We start from the raw sequence: 13,358 nt of genomic DNA, 5'->3' as shown, positions 1-13,358 counted from the left end.
GTTACAGGTAGCCGGGCAGCGGCGGGTGGCCGAAGAACATGTTGCCGGCATTGATATAGGTCAGCTCGCCCATAAAGGCGTGCTGGGTGATGACCATCGAGTCGCGGGCGTAGCGCTGCAGCGGGCTGCGCATGGCGATCCCCGGCATCCCGGCCAGCTTCAGCGCGCGGGTGGTGACCGAGGAGGAGACGCGGGTAATATGCGTGGAGGAGAGGCGCAGCGCGTTGATGGCCGCTTCGCCGGGTTCATCGCCGCGCAGGATCGCCTGCCAGACGTCGTCAATGGCGTCGTAGAACCAGCAGCGCGCCGAGCGTAGCTCCGCCTCGCAGTGGGCGATTTCCATCTGCGCAAACTGGCGGTCGGCGAGGCAGGGCGCGCCGGTGACGGAGCTTTGCCGCTCGGCGATGGCGTAGACTTCGCTCAGCGCGGCGCGGGCGATCCCCAGCGCGACGACGGACAGCACCTGGGTGGCCAGCGACAGCACCGGGTAGCGGTACAGCGCCCCGTCGAGGTTGAGCGCGCCGCCGCGGATAAAGGTCCACTCCGCCGGGACAAAGGCGTCGCTGAGGATCACGTCATGGCTGCCGGTGCCCGCCAGGCCGACGCTATTCCACACCGGGTCGATGGTGAAGCGGTCCGCGGGCAGCACCGCGATACGCGGCAGCGGGCGGGCCGAACCGTCGTCCGGGAGGATGCCGACGCCGATAAGCTCGGCCCCGGTACAGCCGCTGGCGAAGCTCCAGCGGCCGCTGACGCGAAAGCCGTCGTCGAGGGTGGTGGCCTTTTGCGGTGGAAAAATGCCGCCGGCAAAGACCACGTCCGGGCCGCGGCGGTAGATTTCATCGAGGGTTGCGGGCGGCAGGCCGCCGAGATAAAACGGGTTCATGCCGAAGCTGGCGACCCAGCCGGCGGAGCCGTCGGCGGTGGCGATAGTTTCCACCAGCTGGCAGAATTCCGCCGGCGATATTTCGTCGCCGCCGTAGCGTTTTGGCACCAGCGCGCGATAAACGCCAATCTTTTTAAAGCGTGAAATAATATCGTGGGAGATATATTTCTGCTGCTCAAATTCCTCGCTGCGCTGTTTTAAATCGCCGAGAAGTTCGCTTAATTCACTATTCGTGGCGTGCAGCGTCTTTTCCGCACGTGATATTGCAGATGAATGTAACATGCGACTTTGCCTCTTCCAGTTAAAGAGAATAAATTTTTATATCCGCCGTTATTCGGCTATCCCCGCCGCCTGGCTGAATAAGCTGCGGGGATCCTTTTGGACTATTATTATATTTTGCCTGGGGTCTGAATTTTATTTCAGTTTTGCCAGCAGCGATTCGGCAAAGCTGAGTAAAGCGAACTCTCTGTTTTTCCCGCCGACTATCTGCAGGGCGACGGGGCGCTGGTCTATTGCGCCAACCGGCAGGGTCAGCGCCGGATGGCCGCTTAAATTAAACGGGCGCACCAGCCGGGTCAGGTTGACCACCCTGAGCGGATCGGCCGCCTCTTGCAGGGTGGGCGGCAGCGCCGGCAGGGTCGGCAGTAAGATAAACGGCGTCCTGGCCAGCTGCGCGTCGACGGCGCGGGTGAACGCTGCCCGCACCTGCTCGGCCGCCTGCCGCTGAGCCGGACTAATATCCGCCCCGGCGCGGATGCGCAGCGCAACGTCCGCCGCCAGCTCCGGGGCATCAACGATGGCGTGAAAAGCCTGCCAGTTTTCCTGGCTGATGATCGTCAGCCCGGCCTCGTGCGCCGCGCTGAATCCCGGAAGGGTCACCGCCGACGGCGCTACGCCTGCCTGCGCCAGACGCGCGAGGATCAGCCGGTCAATCTCCGCGCTGGCCAGGCCGGAGATAAAGCCGGCCTCGCCGCGCTGTGCCGGGAACTGCGCCGCCGTTTCCCCCAGCGCCTTCTCAAGAGCCGAACGCAGGGTGGCGACCTCCCGGGCGAAGAAGCCGACGCAGTCCAGAGAGCTGTGGGCAGGGATAACCCCTTCGCGGCTCACGCGTCCCCACGTTGGCTTCAGGCCGACCACGCCGCAGCAGGCGGCGGGCATCCGCACCGAGCCGCCGGTGTCGGTGCCGAGGGCAAAATCGACCTCGCCTGCGGCGACCACGGTGGCCGATCCGCTGGACGATCCGCCGGGGATCAGCGCCGGATAGTGCGGGTTAAGCGGTGTCCCGCTCCACGCATTAATGCCGGTAACGCCAAAAGCCAGCTCGTGAAGCGTGGTTTTGCCCAGCAGGCGACAGCCGTTCTCCAGCAGCCGCTGAATCACCGCGGCGTGCCCGCTCGCCGGCAGGGCGGCCTGCATCACCGGGCTGCCGGCGCGGGTTGGGTGGCCGGCGATATCAAGCGTATCTTTGGCCGCAAACGTCAGCTCCCCGGCGCCCAGCGTAAAGCGAGAGATAAACCCGGAACGAGATTCGGTAATACCCGTGCAATGTTGCTTAGCCATGGTTCACGTTCCCGTTTAGCGATAACCTGAAATGCGTCGGCTGTATGAAAAATACGCCGGGCTGGACCTGAGGTAATCTTGTCATTAAAACTTGAAACTTCAAGTAATTTGTAACGTACTTTTCACATCATTTTTAGCTATAAGAACATTTTATAAACAAAAAATATTTTTTAATATATTGATTTTTATTGGAATTAAGTTGTGGTTATATTTTATTCTCTTGATGCTGGTCACAAAATAAAGCGCAAAATATAAGTTAAAAAAATGATAAAAAAGCGTGCGAAAAACGAGGGGTAAGGCGGGCAGGCGATAATAGCCATTGGCTCAAAATGGTTATTGTCGCCGCGTCGGAAAGGGAATTAATCGTCGAGGTTGTGCAGAAGCAGGGAGAGCACGTGGTTCATTTTCTTCTCCTGCGCCGGGGTAATCCCTTTGAACGCTTTGGTGAAGACCTTTTTGCTCAGGACCTGCGCCTGCGCCACCTTGGCCTCGCCGGCGGGGGTGAGCTCCGCTTCGGTGACGCGCCCGTCGCTGGCGCTGACGTGGGTGGTCAGCAGACCATCGTCGCGCAGGCGGCCGACAATTTTGGTGACGGTGGGCATTTTGCTGACGGCGTATTCAGTGATGCGGGAGATGCTGGCCCGGTGGTACTGATGAACCAGCATCAGCACCCGAAAGCGCGAGAGGTCGATGTCGATTTTTTTTAATTCGACTTCCATCTGCTGGGTATACTTTGCATAGACGTTGACCACCCAGAAGAAGGGAAACTCTTCTTTATGGAAGCGGCTTTCGTGGCTGTCTGGTCGCTCGGAAGCGGTATTGTGTTCCACAAGCATCTCCTTGCCTGACGACGATATATTGGGGCAGATGTTATGCGTATTTAGCGGGTATTGCAAAACGCAATATCCCCGTTATTCAGCGCGCTGGCGGAGGAAGAGCCTCTCCCGCCGGGCGGAAAATTCAGATTCACTTAATGGCGAAAAATGATGACAACTCGCATTCTCGCGCGCGACTGGCGCCTGCTGTCGCTGGGGCTGCCCGCGCTGGCGTTACTGTGGTGCGGCTGGGGACTCCATGCGCACTGGGGCGCGTTTATTCAGTGGTGCCTGGCGACGCAAATCACGCTCCACCGCTATCTGGTGATGTATCTTTTGCAGCTCAACAACCACCAGTACAGCGGCGGCGTATGGCTGCTTGGCGGGGCATTCCTCTACGGTGTGCTGCATGCCGTCGGGCCGGGGCACGGAAAATTTATCGTGACCACCTATCTCAGCACCAATAAGGAGAGCCTGCTGGCGGCGCGGGTGGTGCCGTTTCTCGGCAGCCTGATGCAGGGCGCGTGCGCCATCCTGTTCGTATTTATTCTGGCGATAGGGCTCAATCTTGCCTCCGGCGATCTCAGCACCAGCCGTTGGTACGTCGAAAAAATCAGCGCGCTGATGGTCGGTGCCTTCGGCGTATTTATTATCTATCAAACGCTTAAAAGCGTGCGGCCGCGAAAGATAGCGATCGGTTCGCTGACGCCATTGCATGACCATAGCGCAAACTGCGGCTGCGGCCACCACGGCGTCGGGCGCGAGCTGGCGCAGGTGGACTGGAAAACCCGGCTCGGGGTGGTGCTGGCAATCGGCGCGAGGCCCTGCAGCGGGGCGATTATGATCCTGCTGTTTGCCAACGCCCTGGGGATCGTCAGCTGGGGAATTGCCGCGGTGATGGCCATGTCGCTGGGGACGGCCCTGTCGATCCTCGGCCTGTCGCTGGCGGTGCGCTACGCCCGCGAACGGGCGGTCGGCCTGTTTGCCGGCGGCGGCGGGCGCCTCAGGCTGCTGGTTCCGGCGGTGAAGATTGCCGGCGGCATCATTCTGATTCTGTTTGCCTGCGTGCTGTTCCTGACGGTGATCCCGATCAGCGCCAACGGCGACTATATCGCCGCCGGCTGCTAGTCCGCTTCCAGCAGGCGCATCAGTTCCGCCAGCGCGTCGTTCAGCCGCTGGCGCTGCTCCGCAGTGAGTCCCGCCAGCAGCTGGCGTTCGTTCTCGACGTGCGTTTCAACCGCGCGATCGATGCGTTCTCGCCCCTCCGGCGTCAGGGCTACCAGCATGCTCCGCGCATCCTGCGGATTCGCCAGCCGGCATATGAACCCCCGTTTTTCCAGCGCCTTCAGGCGGTGGGTCATGGTGCCGGAGGTGATCATCAGCGTCGAAAAAAGCTGGGTCGGCGAGAGGGTAAACGGCTCTCCCGCCCGGCGCAGGGTCGCCAGCATGTCAAATTCCCAGCGCACCAGATCGTGGCGGATAAACGCCGCCTCGACGCGCGGTTCCAGCAGCATGGCGCAGCGCTTCAGGCGGCCAATCGGCCCCATCGGGCTACAGTCAAGATCGGGACGCTCCCGCTTCCACTGTTCAAGAATACGGTCTACGGCGTCTGTTTGCGGTGATTTGTCCATTCGTGCCCACTTACCTTGATATCAAGATATCTGTCGATACATACTTGGCTGACTAATTTACCTTGATGTGAAGATAAAATCATGACCTTTCTCTCGCGTTCGCCCGTTTTTGACCTGCTGTTGACCGCCCTGGCCCCGGCCATCTGGGGGACGACCTATATTGTCACCTCGCAGCTATTACCGGCGGACAGGCCGTTTATCGCGGCGCTGCTGCGGGTGCTTCCGGCGGGGATCGCCCTGTTAATCTGGTGCCGCCGCTTTCCTCTGCGCAGCGAGTGGTGGAAGCTGGTGGTCACCGGGATCCTCAATATTGGCGCCTTCCAGGCGCTGCTGTTTATTGCCGCCTATCGCTTGCCCGGCGGGCTGGCGGCGGTGATCGGCGCCATTCAGCCGCTGCTGGTGATGCTGCTGGCCTGGTCCGTGGACAGGCAGCGATCGCCGTGGATGGCGGTTGCCTCGGCCTGTACCGGCATTATCGGCATGGCGCTGCTGCTGCTCTCTCCGCAGACGGTGCTGGATCCGCTGGGCATCGGCGCGGCGTTTTTAGGGGCGGTCAGCATGGCGCTGGGAACCTGGCTCTCCCGCCGCTGGGCGATATCGCTGCCGGTGGTGGCGCTGACGGGCTGGCAGCTGCTGATTGGCGGTGTGGTGCTGGCGCCGATTGCGCTGCTGGTCGATCCTCCTTTACAGCAGGTGACCCTGACCCAGGCGGCGGGCTATCTGTGGCTGTGCGTGGCGGGAGCGATGCTGGCATACGGTCTGTGGTTCCGCGGGATTAGCCGCCTCTCGCCGGTGGCGGTCTCGGCGCTCAGCCTGCTGAGCCCGGTGACCGCGGTGCTGTTAGGCTGGATTATTCTCGGGCAGAAGATTCAGGGGCTGGCGCTGGTGGGGCTGGTCGTGGTGCTGCTCAGCGTGCTGTCTATTCAGCGTGCGCTAACAAAAAAGGCCCCATAAAGGGGCCCGACATTGCTGCATGGTTATTGCGTGGCGGGAGCCAAACGGGCCGCCTTCAGGCGGCCAGTCCGGCAGCTCCCTCTGCAACCATTCTGTTATTTGGACAGCTCGGCGGTCATATGAACCTGGTTACCGGTGTAGGCTTCGGTAATGTGGTAAGACGCGCCCTGATCTTTAGCGATGGTAGCGATTTTCGCTTCCGCGCTGTCCAGAGTATCTGCGGTCACGCTGACCGGGTGCTGAGCGAAGCTAGCAAAAGAAACCAGGGACAGCATACCGGCGGCGGCAAGTAATTTTACGTTTTTCATGGTGTTTTTCCTTTTAACTTTACAGGTGGAAAGCGCTGTGCTTTCGATGGGTTTATAATAAGTCTGCTAACTATAACGCGCGTTGCAAAAAGTGCGATTTAGATCACACTTTTGTGCCATTAAGATGACGTTCAGGTGACGTTTCAATGTTGATTAATCAATAAAAACAGTGGGTTGATGAAAATGGTCGTGGTTTATTTCTCAGGAAAAATTACCGCCGACGGCACGGAGATTTTTCTTTTCCAGGGTCTTGGTCATTGTTTTGGTGAATGTGTTGGCGCTTTTTTAACCAGGCAGGCGCGGTCGATACTTCGTCCGCCGACGAAGCATCTGCGGGGCGGGGGGCATAGAGTGGCGGCACCGCTGAATAAATAAGGATGACACAATGATTGCCGTACTCTTTGAAGCCGAGGTGGCGCCGGAAGGCCAGGCGCGCTATCTGGCGCTGGCGGCGGAGCTTAAGCCGCTGCTCAGCACTGTCGATGGTTTTATCAGCATTGAGCGTTTTCAGAGCCTGACGACGCCGGGGAAAATTCTGTCGCTTTCCTGGTGGCGCGATGAGCAGGCGGTACTGGCCTGGAAAAATAACCTCGCCCACCGGGAGGCTCAGCAGGAGGGTAAGGAGAGTATCTTTGCCGACTATCAGATTCGCATTACCCGGCTGATGCGTGAATACGGTGCGCAAAAAGGCGCTGAAAGAGGCGAGGATCGCGGTCATGTATGATATTTATGTGATTCTGCCCAATCGTCCGGGCGCGCTGGCGCTGCTCGGGCAAACGCTCGGCAAGGGCGGTGTGGGCCTGGAGGGCGGCGGCGTCTTCACCGTCGATGACCGGTGCCACGCCCATTTCCTGGTGGCCGATGGCGAGCGCGCCAGGACCGCGCTGGAACGGGCCGGGATCCCGGTGATGGCGGTTACTCAGCCGCTAATTCGCCGCCTCAAGCAGGAGCAGCCGGGAGAGCTGGGCGCCATCGCCCGGGCGCTGGCCGCGCAGGGGGTCAATATTTTGACCCAGTACAGCGACCATGATAATCGCCTGATTCTGGTTACCGATAATTTCCCGCTGGCGCAGGAGGCGACGCGCCGCTGGGCCACGCACGCGTGAGGCAATATGCTCAAACCTGCCGCAGTTATTACCGATGATGAGTCGTTGGCCGCCGCCGTGGCGGCGATCGCTTCCGCCATGGCCGACAGTTCGCGGGTGAAAATGCTCTGCGCCCTGATGGACGGCCGGGCCTGGACGGCGACGGAGCTGGCTACGGCGGCGGACATTTCCGCCTCTACCGCCAGCGCGCACCTGAGCCGCCTGGTGAACGGCCGGCTGCTGGTATGCCTGGCGCAGGGGCGGCATCGCTACTACCGGCTGGCGGGGGCGGACGTCGCCGGCCTGGTGGAGAATATGATGACCATGGCCGGGAAGGGGGCGCTGACGCTGACCACCCGAACGCCGGTTAATTTACGCCACGCCAGGACCTGCTACGATCATCTCGCCGGCGAGCTGGCGGTGGCCATTTATCAATTTTTACTGCGCGAGGCCTGGATTACGCCCGACGGTTCGGCGGTAACGCCTGCGGGGGAAGCACACTTTTCCCGTCTGGGGATTGTCTTAACCGGCGATGGCCGACGCAAAGCGTGCTGCGCCTGCCTGGACTGGAGCGAAAGGCGCTTTCACGCCGGCGGGATCGTCGGTGCTGCACTCCTGCAGCATGGTCAGCAGCAGGGCTGGTTTGTGCTGACGCCGGGCTTTCGCGAGGTTTCCGTCAGCGCGGAAGGAAAGCGCGCCCTGGCCCGGCACTTCCAGCTGCCGCTGTAGGAGCGGAGGGCGCCGGGCCCGGCCGCCAGCACAAACCGGCGGCTGAACGTTTTTTATTACATCGCCTGGCGCTATTCCCGTGACCTTATCCTCGCTATTATTCAGATTGTTCCCGATGGTCATCAAATAGCAATATTTGTCATGATATTTACCTCCATAGATATATCCCTTGCGCCTTATCCCTTCTGAAGTAAATAACTTAATTATCGTTTTTAGTTATTGTTTATCAATAATTGATAGGTGGTAGCTATCGTCAGCGTGATGTAACAAGTTATAAGCAAATGTATATTTATCAGCGAAAAATAGCATTCTTTGACGCCGACAGCATTATCGAATTCCTTATTTGAATTCGCGTCCTGACGCCTTAAATATTGCGGCTTCCGGTCAGTCGAAGTTTCTATTCACAGTTGCAGCGATGGGCATCGCATAACGTTTCTTATCGTCTGCAGATTTACTGTTGGTTTATTGATACAAAACTCACTCTGACAAGGAAATGGCAATGAAAAAGGTTCTTCTCTCTGCAGCAATGGCAACGGCATTTTTCGGTATGGCAGCGGCAAATGCGGCTGATACCACTGTTGGCGGTGGCCAGGTTAATTTCTTCGGTAAAGTTACCGACGTATCTTGTACTGTTTCCGTAAACGGTCAGGGCAGCGATGCTAACGTTTACCTCTCTCCGGTAACCTTAACTGAAGTGAAAGCGGCGGGTGCAGACACCTACCTGAAACCGAAATCTTTCACCATTGACGTATCTGATTGCCAGGCTGCCGACGGCACCAAACAAGACGACGTGTCTAAACTGGGCGTGAACTGGACCGGCGGTAACCTGCTGGCTGGCGCTGCCGGCAAACAGGTTGGCTATCTGGCTAACACCGAAGCTGCCGGTGCACAAAACATCCAGCTGGTTCTGTCTACAGACGATGCCACTACTCTGAACAACAAAATCATCCCGGGCGACAGCACTCAGCCTAAAGCAACTGGCGATGCTTCTGCCGTTCAGGATGGCGCGCGCTTCACCTACTTCGTTGGCTATGCTACCAGCACCCCGGCTACCGTAACTACCGGCGTGGTTAACAGCTACGCGACTTACGAAATTACCTACCAGTAATTATCGTCTGAAAATAAACCGCCTTGCTCGAGGCGGTTATATGCATTGATAAAGCGGCAGCCGCTGCCGCTTATTTTTTCCCGTCTGAGGTCAGCATGAAGCGTATTGCCCTTTGTTTCTGTTTCATTTTTAGTTTTGCGGCCCACGCCAATAATATTATTGTTAACGGCACCCGCTTTATTTATCCCGGAAATGAAAAAGAAATAACGGTACAGCTTTCGAATACCGCCGATCGTCCGGCGCTGGCGCAGGCCTGGCTGGATAACGGCAACGCCGACGCCACGCCGGATACGATTACCACGCCATTTATTATTACCCCGCCAATATCCCGCGTGGATGCTAAAAGCGGGCAGACCTTACGTATTAAGCTTGGCAGCAGCGCCGGGCTTGCCAAAGATAAAGAGACGCTGTGGTGGCTTAATCTGCTGGAAATACCGCCGGTAGAGGCTAATCAAAAAAATGAAGGACAGAACATCCTGCAGCTGGCGATTCGTTCGCGCTTTAAGTTTATCTACCGCCCGACCGGGCTGGGCAACCGCGACGCTGCGCCGGAGAAATTAGCGCTTTCGGCCAGCGGCAGCAGCCTGTCGGTCAGCAACCCTACGCCATTTTATCTCACCGTAAGCCGTATTTCCCGCGACGGCGGCAAGGCCCTGAACGGCAAAACGGTGATGCTCGCTCCACAGTCCAGTCAGACCGTAGCCCTCTCTTCTGCCGTGAGCAGAGGCGAGACCCTGACGATTAATAATATCAATGACTATGGCGCAGATGTGGCAGTGAAAGTAGCCGTTAAATAAGGGACACTATCATGAAGCAGAGGACCATCTGCCCGGGAAGGTTAAGTTCGGCGATCGCTATGGCGCTGCTCTGCTTTCCGCCATTTTCCAGCGGACAGGAAAGCCCGGGAACGGTATACCAGTTTAACGACGGTTTTATCGTTGGCAGCCGAGAAAAGGTCGATCTGTCACGCTTCTCCGCCAGCGCCATCTCTGAGGGCACCTATTCCCTCGACGTCTACACCAACAGCGAGTGGAAAGGGCGCTACGAGCTGCAGGTCACCCGCGATAAAGACGGCAATATGGGGATCTGCTACACCAAAGAGATGCTCGAGCGCTACGGCATTGCCGCGGAAAAGCTCAATCCGCAGCTGGGGAAGCAGGAAGGCTACTGCGGACGGCTGAAGGAGTGGCGTAACGAAGAAAACGTTAAAGACAACCTGATTCAGTCCTCCCTGCGGCTGGAAATTTCCGTGCCGCAAATCTATGAAGATCAGCGCCTGAAAAACTATGTCAGCCCGGAGTTCTGGGATAAAGGCATTGCGGCGCTGAACCTCGGCTGGATGGCCAACACCTGGACCAGCCACACCTCGGGGAATAACGGCTCCGATAACAGCAGCGCCTATCTGGGACTTAACGCCGGTCTCTCCTGGGACGGCTGGCTGCTCAAGCACGTCGGTAACCTGAACTGGCAGCAGCAGCAGGGCAAAGCGCACTGGAACAGCAACCAAACCTATCTCCAGCGGCCGATCCCGCAGATCAACTCGATCGTCAGCGGCGGGCAGATTTTTACCAACGGCGAATTCTTCGACACCATTGGCCTGCGCGGGGTCAACCTGGCGACCGATGACAACATGTTCCCTGACGGAATGCGCTCCTACGCGCCGGAAATTCGCGGCGTGGCGCAGAGCAACGCCCTGGTAACGGTGCGTCAGGGCAGCAACATTATCTATCAGACCTCGGTACCGCCGGGTCCGTTTACCCTGCAGGACGTCTATCCCTCCGGCTACGGTAACGATCTGGAAGTCTCGGTCAAAGAGGCCGACGGTTCGGTGCAGGTCTTTAGCGTTCCCTATGCCTCGGTGGCGCAGCTGCTGCGTCCGGGGATGACCCGCTATGCGCTGTCGGCCGGTAAGGTCGATGACAGCGGGCTGCGTAACAAGCCGATGCTCTACCAGGCGACCTGGCAGCACGGCCTGAATAACGTCTTTACCGGCTATACCGGCGTCACGGGCTTTGACGATTACCAGGCGTTCCTGCTGGGGACCGGGATGAATACCGGCATCGGCGCGCTGTCGTTAGATATTACCCAGTCCCGGCTGAAGAGCGATACCCTCGACGAGAGCGGCCAGAGCTACCGCGCCACCTTTAACCGCATGTTTACCGATACCCAGACCAGCATCGTGCTGGCGGCCTATCGCTACTCCACCAAAGGCTACTACAACCTGAACGACGCGCTGTACGCCGTCGACCAGGAGAAGAACCGCAACAGCAGCTACACCCTGTGGCGGCAGAAAAACGGCATGACCTTCACCGTTAACCAGAACCTGCCGGACGGCTGGGGCGGCTTTTATCTCAGCGGCCGGATCTCCGATTACTGGAACCGTTCGGGCACCGAGAAGCAGTATCAGCTCAGCTACAACAATATGTTCGGCCGCCTCTCGTGGTCCGCCAGCGCGCAGCGCGTTTATACGCCGGACAGTTCCGGCCACAATCGCGACGACCGCGTCTCGCTTAACTTCAGCTATCCGCTGTGGTTTGGCGAAAATCGGACCGCCAACCTGACGTCGAATACCTCGTTTAATAACTCGCGCTTTAGCAGTTCGCAGATTGGCATCAACGGTTCGCTGGATAGCGAGAACAACCTCAACTACGGCGTCTCGACCACTACCGCCACCGGCGGCCAGCACGATGTCGCGCTGAACGGAAGCTACCGCACGCCGTGGACCACCCTGAACGGCAGCTATAGCCAGGGCGAGGGATATCGCCAGAGCGGCCTCGGTGCCAGCGGGACGCTGATCGCCCATCGCCACGGCGTGGTGTTCTCCCCGGAAAGCGGCAGCACGATGGCGCTTATCGAAGCGAAAGATGCCGCAGGTGCGATGCTGCCCGGCTCGCCGGGCACCCGCGTCGACGGCAACGGCTACGCCATCCTGCCGTATCTGCGCCCGTACCGGATTAACTCCATCGAGATCGATCCGAAGGGCAGCCATGACGATATCGCCTTCGATCGCACCGTGGCCCAGGTGGTGCCGTGGGAAGGCAGCGTGGTGAAGGTGTCGTTTGGCACCACGGTGCAGAACAACGTGACGATTATGGCACGCCAGGCAAATAGCCAGCCGCTGCCGTTCGCTGCCAGCATTTTCGACCCGAGTGGCAAAGAGATTGGCGTGGTCGGCCAGGGCAGCATGATGTTTATCAGTGACGCCAGCGTTCAGCACGCGACCGTTAAGTGGAGCGGCGGGCAGTGCACGGTGGAACTGGGCAAGGCAAAATCAAAGGAAAGGGTATGTCGCTGAGTAAACAACTGACGCTTTTTATTGGCCTGATGGCGCTGGGGACCACCTCAGCCTGGGCCGCCTGCTCGCGCCTGTCGCAGCCGACGGTGAACCTGGATATGGTCGTCGGCAGGGTTGTGGTTCCGCCCGATCTGCCGGTGGGCTCGGTGATTGTCTCCCGGGACTGGACGATGAGCGCGCCGGGCGGGGCCAGCTACAGCTGTACGTCCGGCACCAACCGCTTTGCGGCGAAGATCGTCTCTACCGGTTCGAGCGATCTGGGCAATAAGGTCTACTCCACCAACGTGCCCGGTATCGGCATGCGCTTTAGCCGCGGCGGCGCGACGGTGAACATCACCTATCCCGACGTTTTCTCGTCGTCCGTCTCGAGAACCACCAACTACTCTCTGGAAGGCTCCCGTTTTACGCTGGAGATCATTAAAACCGCCGCGGTCACCGGCAGCGGTACTCTGGCGGCGGGGAAATATACCTCCTACGACTGGGAGCGGGGCAACAACCCGATTCTGGAAACCTACCTCAGCGCCAATGCGATTACCGTGGTTTCTCCCTCCTGTACGGTGCTCGGCGGTAAGAATATGAACGTTGACGTCGGGACCATTAAGCGCAGCGATCTGAACGGCGTCGGCACCTACGCCGGCGGCAAAAATTTTAATATTGAGCTGCAATGCAGCGGCGGGCTGAGCACCACCGGCTATGCCAATATCGAGGCCTCTTTCTCCGGTACCCTTGCGACCGGCACGACCCTCACCCGTGGCGCGTTGCTGAATGAAAAAGCCGGCAGCGCGATAGCCAAAGGGATTGGGATTCAGGTGCTGAAAGGCGGCGTGCCGGTTGAGTTCAATAAGAATTACAACGTCGGGACCTTAAGTAACCAGGAAACGCGCTACATCACGATACCTTTCCTTGCGCGTTTTTATCAGTACGCGGCGGCCACCAGCACCGGCGAGGTTGAGTCTCACATGATCTTTAACCTGACGTACGATTAAT

15 protein-coding genes are annotated in these 13,358 nt (G+C 58.9%); 10 read left to right on the top strand and 5 right to left on the bottom strand.

Annotation, left to right across the window (positions count from 1 at the left end):
* Position 1: 1 nt before the first annotated feature.
* The 3 genes from M2416_RS17790 to M2416_RS17780 form a co-directional block, all read right to left on the bottom strand.
* Entirely contained in the window at positions 2-1,168 is a 1,167-nt protein-coding gene (locus M2416_RS17790; protein ID WP_259226213.1) for an acyl-CoA dehydrogenase family protein, read from the bottom strand.
* Between the two features lie 132 nt (positions 1,169-1,300).
* Positions 1,301-2,446 carry an amidase gene (locus M2416_RS17785; RefSeq protein WP_259226212.1) on the bottom strand — a complete coding sequence of 382 codons (1,146 nt, stop codon included), beginning with the start codon at positions 2,444-2,446 and terminating at the stop codon, positions 1,301-1,303.
* 359 nt (positions 2,447-2,805) lie between these two features.
* Positions 2,806-3,282 carry a MarR family winged helix-turn-helix transcriptional regulator gene (locus M2416_RS17780; protein ID WP_115191964.1) on the bottom strand — a complete coding sequence of 159 codons (477 nt, stop codon included), beginning with the start codon at positions 3,280-3,282 and terminating at the stop codon, positions 2,806-2,808.
* Positions 3,283-3,432: 150 nt separating this feature from the next.
* On the opposite strand from M2416_RS17780, the gene M2416_RS17775 reads away from it, so the two are divergent.
* The gene (locus tag M2416_RS17775) at positions 3,433-4,389 is read left to right on the top strand and encodes a nickel/cobalt transporter (protein WP_076945909.1); all 957 of its coding nucleotides are present in this window, start codon (positions 3,433-3,435) and stop codon (positions 4,387-4,389) included.
* On the opposite strand, the gene M2416_RS17770 is transcribed toward M2416_RS17775, so the two are convergent.
* Positions 4,386-4,892, bottom strand: a complete 507-nt coding sequence (locus M2416_RS17770) for a MarR family winged helix-turn-helix transcriptional regulator (RefSeq protein ID WP_076945910.1) — start codon at positions 4,890-4,892, stop codon at positions 4,386-4,388. The two genes, M2416_RS17775 and M2416_RS17770, sit on opposite strands and share 4 nt — an antisense overlap.
* 81 nt (positions 4,893-4,973) lie before the next feature.
* Here M2416_RS17770 and M2416_RS17765 point away from each other — a divergent pair, with 81 nt between their 5' ends.
* Positions 4,974-5,846 (top strand): EamA family transporter, encoded by an 873-nt coding sequence (locus M2416_RS17765; RefSeq protein WP_132512927.1) that lies wholly within the window; start codon positions 4,974-4,976, stop codon positions 5,844-5,846.
* Between the two features lie 95 nt (positions 5,847-5,941).
* On the opposite strand, the gene M2416_RS17760 is transcribed toward M2416_RS17765, so the two are convergent.
* Positions 5,942-6,154, bottom strand: a complete 213-nt coding sequence (locus M2416_RS17760) for a YdgH/BhsA/McbA-like domain containing protein (protein ID WP_015585822.1) — start codon at positions 6,152-6,154, stop codon at positions 5,942-5,944.
* 177 nt (positions 6,155-6,331) lie between these two features.
* Here M2416_RS17760 and M2416_RS17755 point away from each other — a divergent pair, with 177 nt between their 5' ends.
* The 8 genes from M2416_RS17755 to M2416_RS17720 all read left to right on the top strand — a co-directional run bounded on the left by M2416_RS17755 (position 6,332) and on the right by M2416_RS17720 (position 13,357).
* A complete protein-coding gene (locus tag M2416_RS17755) occupies positions 6,332-6,529 on the top strand; it encodes a hypothetical protein (RefSeq protein ID WP_259226211.1) in 198 nt (65 codons plus the stop codon).
* Between the two features lie 10 nt (positions 6,530-6,539).
* Positions 6,540-6,878 (top strand): antibiotic biosynthesis monooxygenase family protein, encoded by a 339-nt coding sequence (locus M2416_RS17750; RefSeq protein ID WP_041147078.1) that lies wholly within the window; start codon positions 6,540-6,542, stop codon positions 6,876-6,878.
* Positions 6,871-7,260: an amino acid-binding protein gene (locus tag M2416_RS17745; RefSeq protein ID WP_259226210.1), complete on the top strand. Its 390-nt coding sequence runs from the start codon at positions 6,871-6,873 to the stop codon at positions 7,258-7,260. Before M2416_RS17750 ends, M2416_RS17745 begins: the two co-directional genes overlap by 8 nt.
* A 6-nt stretch (positions 7,261-7,266) precedes the next feature.
* Entirely contained in the window at positions 7,267-7,968 is a 702-nt protein-coding gene (locus M2416_RS17740; RefSeq protein WP_259226209.1) for an ArsR/SmtB family transcription factor, read from the top strand.
* 499 nt (positions 7,969-8,467) lie between these two features.
* On the top strand, positions 8,468-9,076 hold the full coding sequence (locus M2416_RS17735; protein ID WP_076945914.1) for a fimbrial protein: 609 nt from the start codon (positions 8,468-8,470) through the stop codon (positions 9,074-9,076).
* A gap of 95 nt (positions 9,077-9,171) precedes the next feature.
* Positions 9,172-9,873, top strand: coding sequence for a fimbrial biogenesis chaperone (locus M2416_RS17730; protein WP_041147074.1), 702 nt, complete (start codon positions 9,172-9,174; stop codon positions 9,871-9,873).
* 11 nt (positions 9,874-9,884) lie between these two features.
* Positions 9,885-12,371 (top strand): fimbria/pilus outer membrane usher protein, encoded by a 2,487-nt coding sequence (locus tag M2416_RS17725; RefSeq protein ID WP_076945915.1) that lies wholly within the window; start codon positions 9,885-9,887, stop codon positions 12,369-12,371.
* Positions 12,362-13,357: a fimbrial protein gene (locus tag M2416_RS17720; RefSeq protein ID WP_076945917.1), complete on the top strand. Its 996-nt coding sequence runs from the start codon at positions 12,362-12,364 to the stop codon at positions 13,355-13,357. The genes M2416_RS17725 and M2416_RS17720 overlap by 10 nt, the downstream gene beginning before the upstream one ends.
* The last annotated feature ends 1 nt before the right edge of the window (position 13,358 follow it).

Source organism: Klebsiella sp. BIGb0132, from assembly GCF_024810075.1.
Taxonomy (GTDB): domain Bacteria; phylum Pseudomonadota; class Gammaproteobacteria; order Enterobacterales; family Enterobacteriaceae; genus Klebsiella; species Klebsiella terrigena.
Note: the sequence above shows the minus strand (reverse complement) of the source record. Positions and strands in the feature narration are given on the sequence as shown.